21 protein-coding genes are annotated in these 21,473 nt (G+C 32.9%); 12 read left to right on the top strand and 9 right to left on the bottom strand.

Going from position 1 to position 21,473, the window contains the following annotated elements:
- Positions 1-114 precede the first annotated feature (114 nt).
- The 4 genes from PXD04_RS20115 to hypD all read right to left on the bottom strand — a co-directional run bounded on the left by PXD04_RS20115 (position 115) and on the right by hypD (position 6,073).
- On the bottom strand, positions 115-1,770 hold the full coding sequence (locus tag PXD04_RS20115) for an ABC1 kinase family protein (RefSeq protein WP_323736596.1): 1,656 nt from the start codon (positions 1,768-1,770) through the stop codon (positions 115-117).
- Positions 1,771-1,843: 73 nt separating this feature from the next.
- Entirely contained in the window at positions 1,844-3,208 is a 1,365-nt protein-coding gene (locus tag PXD04_RS20110; protein WP_323736595.1) for a zinc ribbon domain-containing protein, read from the bottom strand.
- Between the two features lie 480 nt (positions 3,209-3,688).
- Complete coding sequence (locus PXD04_RS20105; protein WP_323736594.1) at positions 3,689-4,999, bottom strand: TldD/PmbA family protein; 1,311 nt, start codon at positions 4,997-4,999, stop codon at positions 3,689-3,691.
- Between the two features lie 24 nt (positions 5,000-5,023).
- Positions 5,024-6,073, bottom strand: coding sequence for a hydrogenase formation protein HypD (hypD, locus tag PXD04_RS20100; RefSeq protein WP_323736593.1), 1,050 nt, complete (start codon positions 6,071-6,073; stop codon positions 5,024-5,026).
- A 195-nt stretch (positions 6,074-6,268) separates the two neighbouring features.
- Between hypD and PXD04_RS20095 the strand changes: the two genes are divergently transcribed.
- From PXD04_RS20095 to PXD04_RS20085, 3 genes are all read left to right on the top strand, one after another.
- A complete protein-coding gene (locus PXD04_RS20095; protein WP_323736592.1) occupies positions 6,269-7,492 on the top strand; it encodes a Mur ligase family protein in 1,224 nt (407 codons plus the stop codon).
- A 121-nt stretch (positions 7,493-7,613) separates the two neighbouring features.
- The gene (locus PXD04_RS20090; protein ID WP_323736591.1) at positions 7,614-8,852 is read left to right on the top strand and encodes a hypothetical protein; all 1,239 of its coding nucleotides are present in this window, start codon (positions 7,614-7,616) and stop codon (positions 8,850-8,852) included.
- A 78-nt stretch (positions 8,853-8,930) separates the two neighbouring features.
- Positions 8,931-9,590: an NTP transferase domain-containing protein gene (locus PXD04_RS20085; protein WP_323736590.1), complete on the top strand. Its 660-nt coding sequence runs from the start codon at positions 8,931-8,933 to the stop codon at positions 9,588-9,590.
- Positions 9,591-9,816: 226 nt separating this feature from the next.
- On the opposite strand, the gene PXD04_RS20080 is transcribed toward PXD04_RS20085, so the two are convergent.
- The 3 genes from PXD04_RS20080 to PXD04_RS20070 all read right to left on the bottom strand — a co-directional run bounded on the left by PXD04_RS20080 (position 9,817) and on the right by PXD04_RS20070 (position 11,385).
- Complete coding sequence (locus tag PXD04_RS20080; protein WP_323736589.1) at positions 9,817-10,548, bottom strand: geranylgeranylglyceryl/heptaprenylglyceryl phosphate synthase; 732 nt, start codon at positions 10,546-10,548, stop codon at positions 9,817-9,819.
- Between the two features lie 173 nt (positions 10,549-10,721).
- Complete coding sequence (locus PXD04_RS20075) at positions 10,722-10,868, bottom strand: 50S ribosomal protein L40e (RefSeq protein WP_011406868.1); 147 nt, start codon at positions 10,866-10,868, stop codon at positions 10,722-10,724.
- A 1-nt stretch (position 10,869) separates the two neighbouring features.
- Positions 10,870-11,385 carry a DUF367 family protein gene (locus PXD04_RS20070; protein WP_323736588.1) on the bottom strand — a complete coding sequence of 172 codons (516 nt, stop codon included), beginning with the start codon at positions 11,383-11,385 and terminating at the stop codon, positions 10,870-10,872.
- A gap of 233 nt (positions 11,386-11,618) precedes the next feature.
- On the opposite strand from PXD04_RS20070, the gene PXD04_RS20065 reads away from it, so the two are divergent.
- Positions 11,619-12,254: a DUF116 domain-containing protein gene (locus tag PXD04_RS20065; RefSeq protein WP_323736587.1), complete on the top strand. Its 636-nt coding sequence runs from the start codon at positions 11,619-11,621 to the stop codon at positions 12,252-12,254.
- Here the strand turns inward: PXD04_RS20065 and PXD04_RS20060 are convergent.
- Complete coding sequence (locus PXD04_RS20060) at positions 12,251-12,853, bottom strand: NAD(P)H-dependent oxidoreductase (protein WP_323736586.1); 603 nt, start codon at positions 12,851-12,853, stop codon at positions 12,251-12,253. The two genes, PXD04_RS20065 and PXD04_RS20060, sit on opposite strands and share 4 nt — an antisense overlap.
- A 77-nt stretch (positions 12,854-12,930) precedes the next feature.
- Between PXD04_RS20060 and PXD04_RS20055 the strand changes: the two genes are divergently transcribed.
- The 8 genes from PXD04_RS20055 to PXD04_RS20020 all read left to right on the top strand — a co-directional run bounded on the left by PXD04_RS20055 (position 12,931) and on the right by PXD04_RS20020 (position 19,574).
- Complete coding sequence (locus PXD04_RS20055; protein WP_323736585.1) at positions 12,931-13,275, top strand: NifB/NifX family molybdenum-iron cluster-binding protein; 345 nt, start codon at positions 12,931-12,933, stop codon at positions 13,273-13,275.
- A gap of 214 nt (positions 13,276-13,489) precedes the next feature.
- Positions 13,490-14,332, top strand: coding sequence for a hypothetical protein (locus tag PXD04_RS20050; RefSeq protein ID WP_323736584.1), 843 nt, complete (start codon positions 13,490-13,492; stop codon positions 14,330-14,332).
- A gap of 448 nt (positions 14,333-14,780) precedes the next feature.
- Entirely contained in the window at positions 14,781-15,356 is a 576-nt protein-coding gene (locus PXD04_RS20045) for a 30S ribosomal protein S3ae (RefSeq protein WP_323736583.1), read from the top strand.
- A 117-nt stretch (positions 15,357-15,473) separates the two neighbouring features.
- Complete coding sequence (locus PXD04_RS20040) at positions 15,474-16,151, top strand: TIGR00297 family protein (RefSeq protein WP_323736582.1); 678 nt, start codon at positions 15,474-15,476, stop codon at positions 16,149-16,151.
- Between the two features lie 6 nt (positions 16,152-16,157).
- Positions 16,158-17,390 carry a 2,3-bisphosphoglycerate-independent phosphoglycerate mutase gene (locus tag PXD04_RS20035; RefSeq protein WP_323736581.1) on the top strand — a complete coding sequence of 411 codons (1,233 nt, stop codon included), beginning with the start codon at positions 16,158-16,160 and terminating at the stop codon, positions 17,388-17,390.
- Positions 17,391-17,502: 112 nt separating this feature from the next.
- A complete protein-coding gene (gene glmM, locus PXD04_RS20030; RefSeq protein ID WP_323736580.1) occupies positions 17,503-18,861 on the top strand; it encodes a phosphoglucosamine mutase in 1,359 nt (452 codons plus the stop codon).
- Positions 18,862-18,954: 93 nt separating this feature from the next.
- Positions 18,955-19,251 (top strand): nucleotidyltransferase family protein, encoded by a 297-nt coding sequence (locus tag PXD04_RS20025; protein ID WP_323736579.1) that lies wholly within the window; start codon positions 18,955-18,957, stop codon positions 19,249-19,251.
- A gap of 50 nt (positions 19,252-19,301) precedes the next feature.
- A complete protein-coding gene (locus PXD04_RS20020; protein WP_323736578.1) occupies positions 19,302-19,574 on the top strand; it encodes a DUF86 domain-containing protein in 273 nt (90 codons plus the stop codon).
- 549 nt (positions 19,575-20,123) lie between these two features.
- Here PXD04_RS20020 and PXD04_RS20015 read toward each other — a convergent pair.
- A complete protein-coding gene (locus PXD04_RS20015) occupies positions 20,124-21,137 on the bottom strand; it encodes an ATP-binding protein (RefSeq protein ID WP_323737486.1) in 1,014 nt (337 codons plus the stop codon).
- Positions 21,138-21,473 lie beyond the last annotated feature (336 nt).

Below are 21,473 nucleotides of genomic sequence, written 5' to 3'. Positions count from 1 at the left end.
TTTATTGTCTCTATTATTGATTGTGTATTTGTTTTTGGTCTTTTTCATTGTTTGTGTTAAAAATAGTTTTTAAGGAGGTGAATTGGTATCTTCAATATTGAAATTAAATACTTTCTAGTAGTTTCCGCCTCTTATGATGAGGATCATCAGTATTACTCCGAATATTGCGCTGAATGTGAATCCTACGAATCCTAGTACTGGGTATCCCCATATTTTTAGTTCGGTTTCTATGCCCATTATGAGTGATGATCCCATTAGTAGTGCTGCTGTTATTATGGCTAGTATGACTTCGTTTACTATTCTGGATACTAGTCTGTCGATTGTTGTTAGTTCTGCTTGGTCTATGGATATTTTCAGGTGTCCTTCTTCTACTATGCTGAAGAAGTTTAGTAGTGATTCTGGTAGTCTTTTGGCTAGGTGTTGTATGTCCATGAATGCGGATGTTCCTTTGAGGAATGCTCTTTTTGGGTGTAGTGTGTTTACCAGCATTCGTAGTGCGTATGGTTTTACTATTTCTGTTGTGTTGAAGTCTGGGTATAATGATTTTCCTATGTCGTCTATCATTGATAGTGTTCTTATTACCATCATCAGGTCTCGGGGTAGGATTACTCCGTATTCGTTTAGTAGGTCGTTTTCGATTAGTCCTCTTAGTACTCCTGATATGTCATTGAATTGCATTCCATAGTATTGGTCTAATAGTTGCATTATCTCGTATTCTACTTCCTTGTATTCTACTGAGTCTTCTATTATTCCCATGTAGATTAGTTGTTTTGTGAGTAGTTTGGCGTCTCCTTCGGATATGAATATGAATAGTTGTGCTAGGTCTTCTCTTAGGTCATTGTCTAAGTGTCCCATCATTCCGAAGTCTACGAATGAGAGTTGGTTGTCTTCTAGTACAAATATGTTTCCTGGGTGTGGGTCTGCATGATAAAATCCGTATAGTAATATTTGTTTGATGAAGGAGTCTGCTCCTTGTAGTGCTATTTGTTTTTTGTCATATTTTTCATCGTCTGATTTTAGTACTTTGTTTAAGCTTACTCCGTCTAGGTATTCCATTGTTAGTACTTTTTTGGTGGTGTATTCCATGTGTATTTCTGGTATGTATACTGGATCTTTTTTTAGTAGGTCTCTCAGGTGTATTGCGTTCATTGCCTCGAATTTGTAGTCTATTTCTTTTTTTATGTCTCTTTCAAATACTTCTACTAATCCTGGTAGGTTGTATGATTTTGCTATGTCTAAACTGTTATCTATCCGGTTTGCTATTATTTTCATTATGCGTATGTCACTTTTTAGTGTTTGTTCTAGTCCTGGGTGTTGTACTTTTACTGCTACTTTTTCGTTGTTTATGAGTGCTGTGTGTACTTGTCCTACACTTGCTGATGCTATTGGTTCTTCGCTGAAGTCTTCGAATATTTCATTTATTGGTTTTGAAAATTCTGTTTCTATTATTTCTTTTACTGTTTCGTAATCGTCTATTGGTGCTGATTCTTGTAGGTGGGTTAGTTCTTCTGCTAGTTCAAATCCTATGAGTTCTGGGTATGTGCTTAGTGTTTGTCCTAGTTTGATGAATGTTGTTCCCAGTTCTTCTAGCACGTATCTTATTCTTACTGTGTAGTCGTTTGGTATTTCTTCTGATATGTCTTCGTTTGAGAATGGTGCTTTGTTTCTGTTTACGATGTATGATGTTAATGATTCGAATCCGTATTTTATGAGTACACGTACTATCTCGTTTATACGTGATATGTCATTTCGTCTTTCTTCGAATATCATTTTTCATCACATCTTGGGATTATTGTTTAAAAAAAAAAATTGTTTTGATGGTGGTAATATTCTTTTTTTGGTTTTATAACCCTATGTTTTGTAATAGGAATGTTGCTACTACTACTGCGATTATTAGTATGAGTATTATTATTAGTATTGTTGTTATTCTGCTTGTTATTGAGTTGATGTTTTCGTCTACGTCAAATGATTCGTCGATTAGTTCATCGTCTAGTTTTGTGTTGAATTTGGATTTTATTTCCTCGTCTGCTTCGTTTACTTCTACTTGTGGTTTTGTGGTTTTCTTTTTGATTACTTGGTTTTGGTTTCTTGATTCTTTTATTGAGTTTATTATTGGTGTGTCATTGTCTTCGTTTACTAGTTCTTCTAGGTCTATTTGTTCTGGTTCTGTTTTTGTTGGTGTTACTGCTTTTGGTACTGTTTGTGGTTGTGGTTCTGGTTTTGTTTCTGGTTTTTGTATTGTTGGAATTATTGGTTCTGGTTTTGGTGTTTGGATTGTTGGTTCTTGTTTTATGACTGGTTCTGGTATTTCTTCGAATGTTGCTTGTTTTGGTGTGACTTCTTGTGGTACTATTTTTTGTGTTGGTGCTTCTTCGATTATTGGTGCCTGTTCTACTACTGGTTCTGGTACTGGTTCTGGTACTGGTTCTGGTACTGGTTCTGCTGCTGGTTCTGGTACCTGTTCCACTACTGGTTCAGGAGCTGGTTCCTCAACATGATCTGGTGTTATTAGTGGTGATTCATCTTCTAGTGTAAATGAATCATCCACTATAAAATCATCAAATATATCTACAACTTCATCATTTGCTACTACAGTATCTGTTGGAACTTCTTCTGTTACTGTTTCTGTAACTACTGGTTCTTCTACAACAGTTTCTTCTACTACTGGTGCTTCTTGTACTGCTTCTGTTACTACTGGTTCTGTTACTACTGGTTCTTCTTGTATTGTTTCTGTTACTACTTGTTGTGTTGTTTGTACTGTTTCTTGTGGTATGGTTTCTTGTATGTTTTCTGTTTTTGTTTCTGGGATTATTACTTCTTCAGGAGTTATTGATGGTTTTGGTGTTGTTGGTTTACTTCTTTTTCTTGGTTTTATTGGATTTGCTATTGTTGCTTTTGCTGCTCTTATTCCCTGACTTACATTTTCTTTGAAGTTAGATTCTTTTTTCTCAACTACTTGTAATGAGTCATCTATTTCGCCCATAACTGGTTCTGCTTTTGGTTCAATTCCTGTATTTTTTATTATGATTGATTCTTCATCTATTGGTGCTTCTTGCCATATTACATCTTCTTCTATGGATTCTCCTTTGTCTAGTGCAACTAGAGGATCATATTCTTCTTTTTTAATTTCTTCGTTTACTTTTGCTCCACATTTAGCACAGAATGCGTCGCCTTCGTTTAATTGTGACCCACATTTTTTACAAAACATTTACTCGACTCCTTTTAGTTGTTTAAAATATTGTTAAATGATATGGATAAAATTTATTAAAAAATCTATTACCCTGAACGTTTGTATCCATTTATATTAATGACTGGAATTTTATATTACATATTATTATATTTTTTATAATATTTAAATTCTCATGTTTTTGTTTAAAAAAATTAAAAATTAGTATAAATTTCTGATTAATCTAATAAAATAGGGATTTTTCATTATCCTAGATTCTTCAGAAGGGCACATATTCTCCAATCATATAATAAAAATAGGATATTATAAGGAAGTGATTTAATGTATATAATATATTAGTTAAGTAAAAAAATAATCACAATAGTCATACACTTTAGAGTTTAGAAACATTATTGAATAATAAATGTATGGGGATTTTATTGGAATTAGGAGATGTTGAAGAAGGAATAATTATTTACTTCCCGTGAAAGAAGAGTATAATAAGGTTAATGTATATTCTTATTATCCTATTACTCTTAGATTTTCTGCAATTACCTTCGGTGTTATACAGGATCCTACCTGTCTTGTTTGACTGTTTAGTGCTGTTGCTGTTTTTATTATGTCAAAGATGTTACCAGATATCATTGCCTTTTTGATTGGATTTTTTATTTCACCATTTTTTATTTCAAAAGCATTTCGTGCTTCTACTGAGAAGTCACCAGTTATTGGGTTTGCCGTATGTGCTCCCATTACACTGTTTACTGTTATTGCTTCTTTGATTTCTGTTAGGTCTGTTTTTTCTTTAAAGTCCAGTTGTAAGTTTGTGAATCCAACGTGAGGTACTGAGTTAAATCCGGACCTTGAAGCGTTTGCGGTTGTTTTAACATTTCCTTCTTCCTTGTTTGCATGGTATGTGTCGTAGATGAAACTGTTTAGTACTCCGTCTTTGATTAGTTCTGTTTTTTCTGATGGTGTTCCTTCATCATCAAATTTGGATGATGCGTTTGCTCCTGGTATTGTTGCATCATCATATAATGAGAATGATTCGTTTGCTACTTGTTGTCCTAGTTTGTCTTGGAAGTATGATCTTCCTCTTTGTGTGTTTTCACTGCTTAGTGCTGAGAAGAATGTTCCAAGTAGTCCTGTTAATGCGAAGTAGTCTAGTATTACTGTGGTTGTTCTTGTTTGTGTTGCTTTTCCTCCCCTGGAGTTTTTTGCGAGGTTTGTGGATTCCTGTACTACTCTTTCTATGTCGAGGTCTGTTGTGTGACTTACATCGTATTCGTATGCACTTGAGTATCCTTCATCTTCTGGGGCGTTTAATGATACTGATATTCCTGAGCTTGTCTGTTCTTCTGATACGAATACTCCATTGGAGTTTGCTAGTATTGTTTTTCCTGTTGCTACTTCATATTCTGCTGATGTTGGCTGGCATTCTTCTTCTTTTACCATGCTTATTATGTTGTTGCATGTTTGTATTGCTTCTTGTAGTGTGATGTCTTCTATTCGTGGGTCATATAGTCCTTTTACTGTTGTGTATTTTTCTGGTTTTTCTATTATTGCGAGGTTTTCGTCGGGATTGTTTAGTTTTGAGTTTTTTATTGCTTGTTGTATTACTTCATCTATCCTGTTTATGTTTGTTGTGTAGGAGAATCCTTGTTGTTGGTTGTTTATTACTCGTACTCCTATCCCTGTTATGTCTTCTTCTTTTGCGTAGTTTACTTCATCGTTTAGTACTGATACTTCTGTTGATTTTTCTTGTTCCAGGAATACTTCTGAGTAGTCTACTTGTTTTGTTAGTTTGTTTATTATGTTTTCAACTATATTTTCCATGTTTTTTATTCTCCTACTTTGTGTTTAGTCATCCATCTTGGAGTATCTGTATGCTATGTTACATGTTCCTTCTTTACTTACCATACATGCTCCTATTGGGTGTAGTGGGTTGCATTCTCCGCGGAATAGTTTGCAGTCTTCTGGTCTTGCCATTCCTCTTAGGATTGGTCCGCAGATACATCCTTGTGGCACGTTTTGTGTGTCTGGCAGGTCCATGTCATATTTTTTTCTGGCGTTGTGGTCATCGAATTCTTTTTTGAGTTCGTATATGGAGTTTGGTATTTCTGGGAATCCTCTCCATTCTTTGGTTGTTACTTCGAATACTTCGTCCATTGCTGCTATTGCTTTTACGTTTCCTTCTTCACGTACTGCTCTTTTGTATTCGTTTTGTACTCTTGGGTTGTCTTCTTTTTTCTGTTTTAGTATTAGGTATATTGAGTATAGTATGTCTAGTGGGTTGAATCCTGCTACTGCTTGTGGTATTCCGTAGTCTTCTGATAGGTAATTGAATGGTTTTGTTCCTATTATTGTACATACGTGTCCTGGTTCTATTAGTCCGTCTAGTTTTACTTCGTCGTGTACTAGGAAGTCTAGTGTTGGTGGTATTAGTCTGTGACTGCTTAGTACTGAGAAGTTTTCTGGTGGATTACTGAGCATTTCGCTTGCAGTGGTTGGTGCTGTTGTTTCAAATCCTGCTGACATGAATACTACATCATTGTCTATTTCGTTTGCCAGGTCTACTGCGTTTCCTATTCCGTAGACTATTCTGACATCTGCTCCTTCTGCTTTTGCGTCTGCTAATGATTTTTCTGTTCCTGGTACTCTGAGCATGTCTCCGAATATTGTTACTGTTACTCCTTGTTCTGCTAGTGCTACGCATTCGTCTATTTCTCTTGCTGGTACTACGCATACTGGGCATCCTGGTCCTGCTACTATTTCTACTTCTGGTGGTAGCATTGATCTTATACCGTTATACATTATTGTGTGTTCGTGTGATCCGCATACGTGCATAATTTTCATTGGTTGTTTTACTTCGTTGATTTTTTTTATAATATCTTTTGTTAAATTTTTCATTTAAACCAAAAACTCCCTATTATTTCTTTAAATTATTAAAATAATTGAATGACTAGTTTATGTTTTATTCTTTAATCACTGATAATTATTATTATAATCAATATATTTAAAATGTGGCTTTTAGTATTTTGGTTTAAAATGTAAATATGAGTAGTAGCAAAGATAATATTATAATATTTTTAGGAGTAAATAATAATGCACATTAGTGTTGTTGGTTTAGGTGTCGAGGGACAACAGGCAACTATTAGTTTATTAAAAAGAGGCTATGATGTTTATTCTTCAGATATTAACAGGAATATTGACTTACATTTACTAGATGAGGCCAGTATTGATGATGAATTGTTGGATTTGGAAATTGGTAGTCATAATCTTGACAAGATTTATAAGTCTGATGCTGTTAGTGTTAGTCCGAGCCTGTTTAATAAGGAAATTGCACATAACATTATTGATCGTGGCCTGTTTATTAGTGATATTTTTACCAAACATAAAGATATTAAGACCATTGCAGTCACGGGAACTAATGGTAAGACCACTACCAGTCACATGATTTATCAGATACTTTCTGATGCAGGTTATGATGTGGTTCTTGGTGGTAATGGTGGTGGAGGATTTTCCGGTTATAATGATTTGCTGCTCAGGGCTAATGAGGATGAATATGATTATATGGTTATTGAAGTTTGTGATATGACTCTTGACTTCTGTAATTATGTATTTGATATTGATCTTGTTGTTGTAACTAATATTGGCTTTGATCATATGGATGTTCATCATTCTCTTGAACATTATACTGAGGAAGTTGGATGCTTTATCGAGGACAAAGTAGCAGTTCTTAACAGTAATGATGATAATCTTTTAAAATTAGAAAATACGGGTTCAAAAACGTTATTCTTTGATAGTTATGATGGGGAATTGAACTTGTTTGGAAAGTTTAATCTTCAGAATGCTGAGGCTGCAAGAATTGCTTGTTGTGAGCTTGGAATTTCTGATACTCGGATTATCAAATCTCTTGAATCTTTCACCTCTGTAGAGGGAAGAACTGTTAAACTGGATTATGGTAGCAATGAGATAGTTTCTGGAAAAACTGATAATGTTGATGCACTTAGGGCAGTTATGGATGAAGAACGCTTTGATACTGTGATTATTGGTACTCCGCGTAAACATGAGACTTGCAGGTTTAATATTCTTGATTACATTAAAAAATATTCCCCTGACACTTTAATAATATTCCCTGGACTTGATGATACTACATATGATTATGTTCAGTACCTTAACAAGTTGGGTTATGATAAGGATTTAAGAGTTATTAAAAATATTGAAGACATCATTAAATTTATTGAAACACTGCATAATAAGAAGATTTTTATTGGCGGGAATGGTCAGTCAAAAATAACCCTTATCACATCTAAACTGGTGAATTAAGCCCCAGTTTAATCTTTTTTTTTAATATATTCACTATAAATATATAAATAATTAACAATATAATATATACTAATGAAAAAATTTTAAATACATTATACATTTTTAAGAGGTTAATTAATAAATGGCAAAACTAACAAGTCCTTATTTGTTAATTGGAGTACTGATTATCACAGTGCTTGCTTCAGGAGTTCTGTGCCATACAATTACAAGTTCAACACCTGTAAATGACGCAGTACTTGTCGAAAATGGATCTACAGTTGTTAAAGGAGATGTACTAGTAGATAATGCTAACATCCGGAAAGAACCTATAGCTTCCAATCCTCTGAACATCCTCAGACCTTTAGGACGAGGAGATGTGGTAACATTTGCAACATCAATAATAACCGGTGCTGCACCAAAAAATGTTATAAAAAATGAAAAATACATAACATCAGACGGACACATATCCGATGAACTAGATGGAATAGGTAAAGCTGTAGTTGATGAAAAAGGGGAAATTACTGTCGAAAAGACAAATGAAATCCTTTGGGCACACAAATATTCTGATACCGTAGCAGTTAAAGACGGAGAAAACATTAAATTAGTTAAAAATAATGAAACAATAAACACAGTAGCTATTAAAGATATTAATAATGACTCCGTTCCTATTGATTACGTATCAGCAGCCGAAATAAAATCCTGGGCAGAAGATGCTAAAGAAGGTAGTAACATGACAGTAGATTACTATCTTGGAGGATTTAGTGACAACAGACCAGGCGTTCACGGTAAAGATAACATCACACGCCTATTCGGTGAAGACGTTTACAAATACATGCTTGACTACACACCAGGCAACCCTGTACTAGTATATGATAATAATGCATCATTAGTTAAAGTAAGTAGTGGAACAAGTTATCTTGAATACCTAGCTGAATATCCTACAGAAATTCGTGCAGCAAATGCCAGAGAATTTGCAAGAGGATGGAATGGTACATTCGTACCAGGAAATAGTACAGCACACGGAAAAGATAGAGTTAGCTTCACATCTATCCCAGAAGCAGAAGCAGCATCAGGTTCAGCTACACACGGTGTATGTCCGGCAGGAAGATCATTAAGAGAAGCATGGTTATCATTAGACAATCCATTACCAGTCGGTATGTCAGGTGACTATGAATCCATCCTCTACGAATACAGGCCAACAATTGATGTGGGCTTAAGTAATGTGAATGATTACCCTGTGATAGTTAAAATGTGGACTACAGGATCTAGTGGAGACACTACCATCCATACTGAAGTCTATCAACTTGTAGATAATTCAACCAGTGCGAACAACACGACAAGTGCAAACAACACTACTGATGTAAGCACAACTTCAGAATAAATAATAAGAAAAAAAAATAGATAACCCCCCAAAAACAAACCTTTTTTTATATAAATTTTTTTTTATGAGTGATATAATATGGATGCTATAGTAACAGCAGCTGGTAAAAACTCCAGAATGATAAACGATTTTAAAAAGATGAACAAGAAACCCGTGCATAAGCTACGATTAGAACTGAACAATAAGCCGATACTAGTACATACTCTTGAAAAGATATTTGCATCAGAAATAGAAGAGGTAACTGTTTGCTTAGGACATCATAAGGAAGAAATACTTAACATACTACGAGAATATTCCCTAGAGGACAAGGTGAATATCAGCATTAATGAAAATCCAGAAGTAGGCTTGTCAAAAACTATTGAAAATGCCTTGAAAAACGGGCAGGATAAGTATTATTTATATGCAGCAGCAGACCAGCCAACCTTAACAACAAAAACAATAAACAATATGATAAAAGTACTAAGAGAATCAGAACACCCAGAGAATACTATAAGCATATTAAGACGAAGAAAAACAGGAAAACTAGATACGGCCGAGGGACTTGGAATGCCATTCTGCTGTTATGGAAAACTATTATACAGATACATTTATGACAAAGATGATAACCTAAACCCAATACTTAGAGAAATGATTAAGGATAACGTTGAATTCTATGCAATAAAAGAAGAAAACGAACTTGAATTATTAAATATTAATCATTATGAAGAATATCTTAAAATTAAGAAAACAATGGGATAATAATTAATTAATTAGTTTATTTTATCAAAAATGATATTGATTTTTACAAGCTCTACTAATTAGTGAGTGTCTTATATTTCTTTATCTTGATAATGAATACAAATTAAGAAATAGAATACTGAAATTAAAATTGAATTAAAGTGGCCCATAACAATTATCCTAAAAACACGATAATTGTTACACTACCTAATGCTAAAAAAAGAAGAAAAAATAAATTTTTAGAGAATTAATGTATTGCATCAGTTAATTCTTTAATCTTGTTATAGGTATCCTCTGTTTCTTCTACAACGGTTCCTGTGATTACTATGTCTGCACCTGCTTGACTGACTTCCTGTGCATCTTTTGCGGTTCTTATACCTCCACCCACTATGACTATGAGATTGGTTAATTTTTTTACTTTTACAATGAAGTCTAGTGGTATGTGTGAATCTGCTCCGGAACCTGCTTCCAGGTAGATTACTCTCATTCCCATGAATTCTGCTGCCATGGAGTATGCTAGTGCTAGGTCTGATTTTTTTCGTGGTACTGGCTTTGCATCACCTACCCATCCTACTGTTCCTCCAGGTTCTATTATGAGGTATCCCATTGGAATTGTTTCTATGCCCATTTTTTTGATAGATGGTGCGGATAATGCTTGTGCTCCTGTTATCCAGTATGGGTTTGTTGAGTTTAGTAAACTCATGAATAGTAGTGCATCTGCATATTTGCTTACTCCACTAATATTTCCTGGAAATAGTACTACTGGTAAGTCCACGTTTTCTTTTAATGCTTTTACTGTGAGGTTTAAATCGTCCTGGTCTGTTATGGAACCGCCTACTAGTATGCCGTCACTGTTTGCTCTTTGGGCTTCTTTGGCTATGGTTACTGCTTCTTCTGGTGTTTGTTCGTCAGGATCGATTAGTGTGAAGTGTAATTTATGATCTTTTAAAGTTTCATTAATATAATTTTCAACATTCATTGATATCTACTCTTTTGTACCTGTTTAAAAATTATTTGTTTGGTTATAATTTAATATTTGAAAGTATTAGTATTTACTTATTATATAATAGAAATAGTATTGTTGTTTTTTTGGAGCTTAAAAATTTGTTTAAGGAAAAAAATAAATTGTACTTTGGGTTTAGTACAATTAATCTATCCTCTTGGTTCTTTTGCTTTGAATCTTAAACCAGTGTAACCACATTTCCTACAGGATTTTGCAGTAGCTGGGTTTCTTGCGTTACATTTTAAACAAATTTTAATGTTGAACATTCTGTTTTCAGCTTCTTCAAATTTTGCCATGTTAGTTTCCTCCTAAGAATTCATTTTGTACCTTTACAATTTCAGTACTGTTTTTTGCCTCACTATAGGCTTCTAATAAGTTTTCATTAAGTGAAATGAAATGTGGACCCCATTTAAATGAATTCATTAAATCATGAGCTTCATCCTTATAACCTACAATATATAATGCAGCACTTAATGCTTCAGCACTTGAAAGTATACATGGTTTTCCATAGTTAACAGGGTTTGCTGCTACTAAGAATGGAAGTAACCTGTGATTTTTCTTGGATTTGAAATTAAATGATGAGTTTTTTAATTTCTTCCAGGAACAGTCCAATGCTGACAGTCCATATTTTGTAATTTTATCTTTATCTTCCATAGATACTGCTTTTGTTGCTTCAGCATCTAATATTATTGCATTGTAAGGTATTTTACGCATGTTATGTGTAATGGATACCTTGTTCTGCTTTTGAAGTTTTATGGATGTGCATCTTTTAGGATCACATTCTCTTGAATGATAAATTACAATTTTAGTCATATTAAACTTTTTTTAATATTTTATTTTATAAATAAAGAATTCTATTAAATATATTATCCTATTAATATTTTAGAATAATATGACTTATTAGAATAGTATTTATTATATATCTATTCCAAACAATAAAAAGATTTCTATAAATTATTATTAACAAGAAGATACAAAGGTATATATTAATAAATATTATTCGAATTATCATGATAACTTTAAATATTTACACCTTATTGGGCGAATTGGTAGTTATTTTACTAATTATTTTACTAATACTAGTCAGTATAACATTAATTCTTGGTTTTTACCTTATTCGTAGAAATAAATTAATATTTCCAAACTTATTACTGTTTACTCTTAATTTAACATATCCTACTATTAAAAGATTGCTTCAATTATTACATTTGAATGATTTGATTATTGATCAGATAGGTATTGATCTTAGAAATAATGTTAATAGGAAAAAATTCAGTGAGCTGAATGCTACTGATGTGATTATGGTTTTACCTCATTGTCTTAGGGCTACTAATTGTCCTGCTGTACTTGGTGAACAGGGTATTGAATGTGTTTGTTGTGGCAAATGTTCTATTGGTACTATTAAGAATATTAGTGATAAGAAGGGTCTTGATGTTTATATTGTTCCGGGTTCAACTTTTATTAAAAATGTTGTTAAGAAAAGGCCTTTTAAGGGAGTTATTGGTGTTGCCTGTCCTGTTGATTTAAATCTTGCAATGACTTCTCTGAATTCTTTTAATCCTCAGGGAGTTTATCTTTTAAAGGATGGTTGTATTAATACATTGGTTGATGTAGATGAAGTTATTGAATTAGTTAATCAAACACAACCTACCACAAATTATAAAAAGGAAGATTATGTTTAAACAGTTTTTCTTCCAATACTTCTAGCTTTTTTTGCGTATCTTTGCTTATTATGTAACCTTTTTTCTTTCTCATATGATGTCTCTGAGAAGAAGTACATCCTATTTTTTAATGATTTACCAGCAAGCCTATCATCCACAAATATTGTTTTCAGAGCACTTATTTTTCCGTCCCGTTTTAAATCATCAAAACTGCTGCCCGTAGTTATCAGAAAATTTGTTTGACTTACCTGTTTCATTCTTCCTTCATCATATTCATTTACACCATATTTGAAGCCTTTTGTAAAAATCCTGGAGAAATATCCTACAAGTTTTGCAGGTGCATCCATCCAGAATAATGGGAATATGAATGTAAGAATATCCGAATTGTTTATTAATTCCTGTTCATACAGAACATCCTCTGATAATTTATGTGGAATATTGTTGTTTTCTCGAAGATATTCCTCCTCCGATATGTCCGGATTAAATTTAGATGCATATAAGTCAGTTATTGTATACTCTATATCGGCACTCTTTAATCCTTTAATATACTCCTCTTTTATTAGGTAGGTTGTTGACTTTGTACTTGGATGACAGTATATTATATGAACTCTTTTTTTCATACTACTATATATTGTAACTTAAAAATAATAAGGAGTACTTACAAAATATATGTGTAGATTAGTAAGGGGGATAGTTTATGAAAAAGATTGGAGTTGCTGTTAAGAGTAATGGTAAACGTTTGGAACATTTTGGTATTTGTGAATATTTTGTTATTTATAAGTATGATGAAAAAAGTCATAATATTGAATACGATAATGTTATCTTCTCTTCAAAAGATCGTAGGCCTGATGGTGAAGAATGGGAAAAATCAGCTGATGCTATCAAGAATTGCGATATTGTTATTTGTGAAAAAATGGGCATGGTTGCTAAGGCTGAAGTTGAAAAGATGGGTATTAAGGTCATCCAGGAAGAGGGGTCTGTTGAAGCAGTCCTTGATGAATTCATAAGTCGCCAGAATAAACGAGATAACATTAAATTCTAACCTCCCACTAAACATATATTTTTTATTTTTATTGAATCAGAAAAACATCATTTTAAAGTTTGCTAGATTAAAATTAAATTATATTTTAACAAAATTGACTATACAATTAATATCTATAATTAAAAGAGTAAATCACAACTAATAAAAAAGCATTCACTCTTAAAAATAATTTAGAATAAAATCAATAAAAAATATATTGAAAGGAGAATCTATTATGAAAATAGATGAAAACTGGTTCAAACTATATGAAAAATTATATGGGGAAACATTCAACCGACTAATAACAATAGGAAACGATGAAACCGGATACACCAATTACCCTATACTAAACTTAGAAGAACTAGCAGAAAAAATAAACGAATTTAAAAACACAGAGTTCTACATCAGCCTATACAATTACCTTACAGATGAAAACATTATACGATGGGACAACACCAACATAAACAAATTCGAGGAATATGCAGAGAAAAACTACATACTATTCCGATTCAGACAGGACACATCCGTAATCCAAGAAGAAGTCTCAAAATTAAACGAAATCCAAAAATTCATGTTCATAAGAAGATCAATAAACCTTGGATTTAACAAAGAAATAATAATAGAAACACAAAAAACATACAACTTCTTCAAAACACACTTCAACATCAAAGGAATCCTAATGTTCAACGGATACAATGAATGCCTACTTTACTATCCAAAAAAGGATTTAAAACTTAAAAGATCTAGTTTAACATACTATAACCTGTTAAAACTAGTTCAGGAAAAACTAGAACTTAACACACTCATATTTGAAAACATAGAACCATACGCACAACTGGTACCACTACCAGGAACACAAAACAAACATTCCAGATTATACGTACAGTTATACTACCCAGACTTCTCATACGAGGAAATAATGAAAAATAGTGAGAACAAATACTTTAACACAGAACATTTAACTGAAAATGAATATTCAGACAAATTACATGATTTTATAATAAGCATGGACAAGGAAACTCATGCACATGAAAAGGATTCAAAATATGATTTTGAAGAAATATGGGACAATATCTGATTAAATCAAACATAAGATTCCTTTCAGTATACTCCTTTTAAACAAAAATTTTTTACTCGCCGACAATAGGCAAGTATTTATTATATAAAAAATATAATATTAAAATAAGATATAGACTAGGTCTATGGTAATTTATAATCCAAAAATAATAAACGGATTATTATAAGAAAATATGACAACAAGAAGTCATGCGTATCTAAATTTTTTTATAAAAGACAAACCATGTTTTATTTACCATAACACGACCTGACGGATTCTTTTCAAACTTAATAGATTTAAACATTTTCAATAAAAAAAAGTGATTAGAATTGGGAACTAATCAAACATACCCAAAAAAAATCCCAAAAAAAATATAACAGCAAAAAAAAAGGAATGAAACATTGCTGTAACATAAATCAAACTAATAACAAAATTACAATAAAAAAAAATATAAGGAGATAATGATATAATGGCAAAAGCAAGAAGACGAGTACGTGACACCTGGAGAGAAAAAACATGGTACGAAATATTAGCACCAGCAGACTTTGAAGAAGCAAGCTTAGGAACAAGCCCAGCAAGAGAACCAGAAATGCTAGTGGGAAGAAAAATAGAAACCTCAATGCGTGAAATAACCGGCGACTTCAGCAGACAATACGTAAAACTATTCTTCGAAGTAGACCACGTAAGCGGAGAAAGAGCATACACAAAATTCACAGGACACAAAGTAACAACCGACTACACACGTAGTATGATCAGAAGAGGAACCAGCCGTATAGACACAATAACTGATGCAACTACAAAAGACGGACAAAAACTAAACGTACACATGCTAGCAATCACAGTAAAAAGAGCAAAATCATCACAACAAAAACTCATAAGAGAAACAATGCACAGAATGATTATTGAAAATGCAGCAGAAAAGAACTTAGATGAACTCGTAAAAGAAATCATCTCAGGTAAATTTGCATCAAACATATACCACGAAGCAAAGAAAATTTACCCACTCAAAAAAGTTGAAACAATAAAAACAAAAGTACTAAACTAAAAACTTCAACTAATAAAAGGAAAAAAATAAACAATACTTAACCTCCATCCAATTTTCTTTATTTTTACACACAATATATCCAAAGTTATTATATAAATAAAACACAAAAATTATTATATGATACAATTAATATTCCTCATTATTTGTCTAATATTCGGAATCATAGTATACCTAAGCGGAGCCCTAGACCTACTAGGCTCAGCATTTGTAACAATAATTGGAATAGTTATAGTAATACACAGAGGATTTAATTGGCTAGCAATACTTTTACTATTTCTACTTTTAGGCTCAGTTTTCACAAAGTTTAAATCAGATTACAAGAAAAGAATCGGACTTAAACACGAAAAAAGAACAGTACGAAACGTAGTATCCAATGGAATAGTTCCAGTGATAATGGCATTATTCGGAAATTATGCAGGATTCATAGGAGCAATAGCAACAGCAACAGCAGATACTATGGCAAGTGAAATAGGAGTACTAAGCAAACCTATACTAATAACAAGTAGGGAACAAGTAAAACCAGGTACTGACGGAGGAATATCAGTACTCGGAACTACGGCAGGAATAATAGGAGCAACAATAATCGGAATAAGCTCATACATAATAAACGTGTCACCAAACCTGACAAACAGCATAATAATAGCATTAATTGCAGGAACAATAGGATGCTTCGCAGACAGTTTGCTAGGAGCCACACTAGAACGTAGCGGACTATTCAACAACGAACACGTTAACCTATCTGCCACAGTAGTCGGAGCATTAGTTGGTATCATTATAACAAGTATCGGAGTATGATATAAAATGAAAGGAATTATATTTGTAATAGACGGAATGGGAGATCGTCCAGTAAAAGAACTAGACAACAAAACACCACTCGAAGCAGCAAACACACCATACATGAACAAAATGGTAGAAGAAGGAATAACCGGAATAATGGATACAATAAGACCAGGAGTAAGACCCGGCAGTGACACCGCACACCTCACACTACTAGGCTACGACCCATACGAAGTTTACACTGGAAGAGGACCTTTCGAAGCAGCAGGAGTAAACGTTGACGTAAAACCAGGAGACGTAGCATTCAGATGTAACTTCTCAACAGCAGAAGATGACCTCACCGTAATCGACAGACGTGCAGGAAGAATAATGGAAGGAACAGACAAAATCGCAGAAACAATCAACACAATGAAACTAGACGACAACGTAGAAGTAATCTTCAAAGAATCAGACGCACACAGAGCAGTACTAGTACTAAGAGGCGAAGGACTATCCGACCAAATAAGTGACGCAGACCCAAAACATGAAGGAAACAAACCAAAAACAGTAAAAGCATTAGACGACTCAGAAGAAGCAAAATACACCGCAGACCTAGTGAACAAATTCGTAAAACAATCCTACGAACTACTAAAAGACCACCCAGTAAACCAGGAAAGAATAAAAAATGGTGAAAACCCAGCAAACATCGTACTACCAAGAGGAGTAGGAGCAGTACCAAACGTACCATCATTCGAAGAAAAATACGGACTCAAAGGCGTATGCGTAGCAGAAACCGGACTAATCAAAGGAATAGCAAAAATAGCAGGACTCGACATAGTAGACATACCAGGAGCAACAGGAGGAATAAACACAGACATAGAAAGTGTACGTGACTACATAATAAAATACATGAAAGACGACACCTACGACTTCATGCTCATAAACGTTGACGGAGCAGACGAAGCAGGACACGACGGAGACATATTCGGTAAAAGAGACTTCATAGAAAAAATTGATTCAGTGATAATGAAAGAAGTAAGCCAACTTGATGACATCGTACTATTCGTAACAGCAGACCACTCCACACCAGTAGGAGTAGGAGACCATACAGGAGACCCAGTACCAGTATTCATGAAAGCCGACGGATTACGTGTAGATGACATCACAGAATACGGAGAAAGACAAGCAGCAAAAGGAGGACTATGCCGTATCAGAGGATCAGACGTACTACAAATGATTAGAGATCTGATGAATGTAACCAGCAAATTTGGAGCATAAAACATTACTCTAAACAAATCCTTAACCCCCCCCATATTTCTTTAGACTATTAATAAAAAATATTATTTTTAAAAGATTCAAACAATTACACTTTCATAGGAGAAAAAAATAGATGACAAACATACCAAAACTCTTTGGAACATCAGGAATACGTGGAGAATACCAGAAAGATGTGACACCAGAACTAGCATTAGACGTAGCACGAGCACTAGCAAAATACATTGGAGGATGTGGCAAAAAAGTAGTGCTAGGACGTGACACCAGGACCAGTGGAAAAATACTAGAAAACATCATATCAGCAGGACTACAAGAATGCGGATGTGACGTATTACTGCTAGGAATGGTACCAACACCAACAGTAGGATATGCCACACTAAAAAAAGGTGCAGATGCAGGTATAATGATCACAGCTTCACACAACCCATCAAAGTATAATGGTATAAAATTATGGAATGCAGACGGACTAGCATACAAACAAAACCAGGAAAGAGAAATCGAAAGAATCGTCTACGAACAAGACTTTGAAAAAGTAGGATGGGACAAAGTAGGTAAAGAATATGACATCACACCATTTAAGGACGAATACGTGGATGATATCATAAAAGTATCCGGAATTGACCCAACAAAACCATTAAAAGTAGTTGTTGACTGTGCAAGTGGTGCTGGTTCAGAACTATCACCAGAAGCACTAAGACGTGCAGGAATGGAAGTAATAACACTTAACGCACAACCAGACGGATTCTTCCCAGGACGTAACCCAGAACCAAACAGTGCAAACCTTCAAGAACTTATGAAAACCGTAAAAGTATTAGGCGCAGATGTAGGCCTTGCCCATGACGGTGACGCCGACCGCATGATAGCAATCGACGAAAACGGTTACATATCCGATTTTGATAAACTACTAACAGTCATTGCCAAGGAATTCGGAGGAACAGTAGTAACTACAGTTGATGCATCAGCATGTCTAGATACTGAGATGAAAAAACTTGGAGGCAAAGTATTACGCACACCAGTAGGAGACGTTCACGTAGCCGAATCCATCAATGAAAACAATGCAACATTCGGTGGAGAACCAAGTGGAACATGGCTTCATCCAGACTTCTGCATGTGCCCAGACGGATTACTATCCGGTTTAAGAATAGTAAGATGTATCCAAAAGAATGGAAAACTATCAGAACAATTAGATGCCATTGAAAGTTATCCAACAATACGTGAAAAGATAACATGCAGTAATGATAAAAAAGAAAGTGTTATGAAAAGTGTTGAAGAATCATTTGTTGATGAATTCAGTGATGTGGAAGAAGTATTGACAATTGATGGAGTCAGAGTATTATTTACTGATGGAAGCTGGGTATTGGTTAGACCATCAGGTACAGAACCATACGTTAGAATCACAGCTGAAGGAAAAACACAAGAACACTTAGATAAAATAAGTGAAGTTTCAACAAAATTCCTTGAAAAACATATATAATCCCCCACTAACCCCAATTACTTTTTATGAAAATTGTGTTAATTACTAAATAATTATATAATTTTTCTACACCTATGATTATATAGTGATACTATGATTTATACCATTGATGAAATTAGAAAAAAAGCTGTTCCTATTGCTAAAGCATTTGATGTGGATAGTTTAAGTTTGTTTGGACCATATGCTAGGGGTGAAGCAACTGAAGAAAGTGATATTGATTTTTATTTTGATAATGGAGGATTACGTGGATTATTACAACATGCTGCATTAATAAACAAATTAGAAGAAGCTTTTGGATGTTCTGTTGATGCTATTTCCACTGGGATAAATAATCAAGAGTTCATCAAACGTATTAAAAAAGAAGGAGTATTATTGTATGAAAAAATCTGATGAATACATGATTGAATTATGTGATAATATTTATTACTTAAAAGACAGATTTGGAGATTCATATACATGACTTAATAACAGATAAAGCATACCAATTAGCTGTTTCGATGGTTATCATAGATTTAGGAGAATCTGTAAATAAATTATCTAAGGAATATTTAGAAAAACATCCACAAATTCCTTGGAGTGATATTGTAAGAATGAGAAATATATTTGCACACAATTATATGGGTATAAACTTCATAGAATTATGGGATACAATGGAAGAAGATATTCCTGAATTACAGAAAATGTTAGAAAGAATATTAGAAAAAGATAATTAATAAAAAAGAATAATAATTCATATTAGTTAATAACAGTTAAGCATCAATAATTCTATAAAAATCATAGCATTGATATGGGTTTTTCGGTAATGAATATGTTAGAATCACAGCTGAAGGAAAAACACAAGAACACTTAGATAAAAATCAATGAAGTTTCAAGAAACTTCCTTGAAAAACTAATATAATCCCCCATCAACTCCAATACTATTTTTTTAGGATATGAGTACTTGTCATGATTATCGTTTTGTGTTGGAATTGTTGCTGATTTTTTTTATATTTTTTTTGTTTCGTTTTACGTTTGTATAACGAATAAAAACAGAATTTGTTACACATACACCAAAATGGAAAAGAAAACATTGCAAAAAGTGACTGCAATGTACTAATGCTATATTGCCTAAGTAGTTATATTTCATCATCTGTTAGAAAATCCATTATATTTTTATGTATTATGTCTTCAGTTGGTAGTTTCATAGAATCTAAGGTTAAAATATATTTAGGATAACTGTCCCTGATTTTTTTTAATGAACGTAGCTCTCTTTGTCTTGTCTTTTATCCCAGTATACTTTCTGATACTTGAATATAACATATTTTATTAGATTTTTTACATACGAAGTCTACTTCAATATCATATATTCTTCCTACTGTTACATCATAATTTCTTCTTAATAATTCAATATAAACTATGCTTTCTAATAAACTACCCATTGATCTTCTAGTTTCATCCCTAAAAAGATAATAAAAACCAGGATCCACCACATAATATTTTTCTAATTCTTTAAAAATTTCTTTACCTACCAAATCTTCATTTTTTGTTTCATATAAAACAAATGCATCTTGTGCATGATGCACATAATTAATTATTGTATTTGAACTTGGCTTCTTTTGTTCTTCTTCTCCCAGTAATTGTCTATTTCTATATATATAATTAATAACATTTGTTGATGAAAATATTTGTCCAGTGTTAGTTATCATATATTCCATTAATTTCATCAATAATTTATTATTTTTTATTTTACTACGATTTAGTATATCTTTTAGTATAATAGAATGATATATGTCCTTTAAAGATTCTTTTTTTTCAAATGAATCATATTTAAGTAAACCTGGAAATCCACCATAATTTACGTATTCCCAAAATAATTCCTGTTTTCTTTGTGGAGATAATTCTCCAAATTCTGAATAATAATCTAATATTTCATTATATGAAAACGGATATATTTGTATTGTTTTGTATCTTCCGGATAATAATGTTGCTAATTCTCCAGATAATAACTTTGAATTAGAACCTGTAATATAAATATCTGAATTAAGATCTACTCTAAAAGAAGTTATGCTTTTCTCCCATTTTACAACGGATTGTATTTCATCAAATAATAAATATATTTTTCCGTCCAAATTCTTTGTTAAATTAAAAATATATTTGTTTAGTTCTTTATATGTATAAATATTATCATAAACACTGGATTCAAAGGAAATATAAATTATATTCTCTTCTTTTACTCCAATATTTTTTAGTTCATCTATAATCATTTTTAATATACAAGTTTTTCCAGAACGACGAATTCAAGTAATTATTTTAACATCTTCTGAATCAATTAGATTTCGTATACGTTTTAAATATAATTCTCTTTTAACTATCAAAATAACCACTTTGAATATTTCATAATTTAATATATATTATACATCATATAATATTTTATTTCAGAAAATTAAATTCCTAAAAAATCGAGAAAAAAATATATGTGATGATGAAATGTTTTGATTTAGAAGGTTCCTCCACATCCACTACCAAATCATTCACCATCACTGCTTCCAACAGCTGACAAAGTACTATCATAACCAGATGTTTATAACCTGTTAACGGATGTGTTTACACATTTAAACTATTATACATCAAGT

This window comes from Methanosphaera sp. ISO3-F5 (genome assembly GCF_034480035.2).
Lineage (GTDB): Archaea > Methanobacteriota > Methanobacteria > Methanobacteriales > Methanobacteriaceae > Methanosphaera.
This window is presented reverse-complemented; position numbering and strand designations above follow the sequence as displayed.

Coding starts and splice junctions, on each gene's coding strand:
- PXD04_RS20115 (WP_323736596.1), bottom strand. CDS start 1,770: ATGATATTCGAAGAAAGACGAAATGACATATCACGTATAAACGAGATA.
- PXD04_RS20110 (WP_323736595.1), bottom strand. CDS start 3,208: ATGTTTTGTAAAAAATGTGGGTCACAATTAAACGAAGGCGACGCATTC.
- PXD04_RS20105 (WP_323736594.1), bottom strand. CDS start 4,999: ATGGAAAATATAGTTGAAAACATAATAAACAAACTAACAAAACAAGTA.
- hypD (WP_323736593.1), bottom strand. CDS start 6,073: ATGAAAAATTTAACAAAAGATATTATAAAAAAAATCAACGAAGTAAAA.
- PXD04_RS20095 (WP_323736592.1), top strand. CDS start 6,269: ATGCACATTAGTGTTGTTGGTTTAGGTGTCGAGGGACAACAGGCAACT.
- PXD04_RS20090 (WP_323736591.1), top strand. CDS start 7,614: ATGGCAAAACTAACAAGTCCTTATTTGTTAATTGGAGTACTGATTATC.
- PXD04_RS20085 (WP_323736590.1), top strand. CDS start 8,931: ATGGATGCTATAGTAACAGCAGCTGGTAAAAACTCCAGAATGATAAAC.
- PXD04_RS20080 (WP_323736589.1), bottom strand. CDS start 10,548: ATGAATGTTGAAAATTATATTAATGAAACTTTAAAAGATCATAAATTA.
- PXD04_RS20075 (WP_011406868.1), bottom strand. CDS start 10,868: ATGGCAAAATTTGAAGAAGCTGAAAACAGAATGTTCAACATTAAAATT.
- PXD04_RS20070 (WP_323736588.1), bottom strand. CDS start 11,385: ATGACTAAAATTGTAATTTATCATTCAAGAGAATGTGATCCTAAAAGA.
- PXD04_RS20060 (WP_323736586.1), bottom strand. CDS start 12,853: ATGAAAAAAAGAGTTCATATAATATACTGTCATCCAAGTACAAAGTCA.
- PXD04_RS20055 (WP_323736585.1), top strand. CDS start 12,931: ATGAAAAAGATTGGAGTTGCTGTTAAGAGTAATGGTAAACGTTTGGAA.
- PXD04_RS20050 (WP_323736584.1), top strand. CDS start 13,490: ATGAAAATAGATGAAAACTGGTTCAAACTATATGAAAAATTATATGGG.
- PXD04_RS20045 (WP_323736583.1), top strand. CDS start 14,781: ATGGCAAAAGCAAGAAGACGAGTACGTGACACCTGGAGAGAAAAAACA.
- PXD04_RS20040 (WP_323736582.1), top strand. CDS start 15,474: ATGATACAATTAATATTCCTCATTATTTGTCTAATATTCGGAATCATA.
- PXD04_RS20035 (WP_323736581.1), top strand. CDS start 16,158: ATGAAAGGAATTATATTTGTAATAGACGGAATGGGAGATCGTCCAGTA.
- glmM (WP_323736580.1), top strand. CDS start 17,503: ATGACAAACATACCAAAACTCTTTGGAACATCAGGAATACGTGGAGAA.
- PXD04_RS20025 (WP_323736579.1), top strand. CDS start 18,955: ATGATTTATACCATTGATGAAATTAGAAAAAAAGCTGTTCCTATTGCT.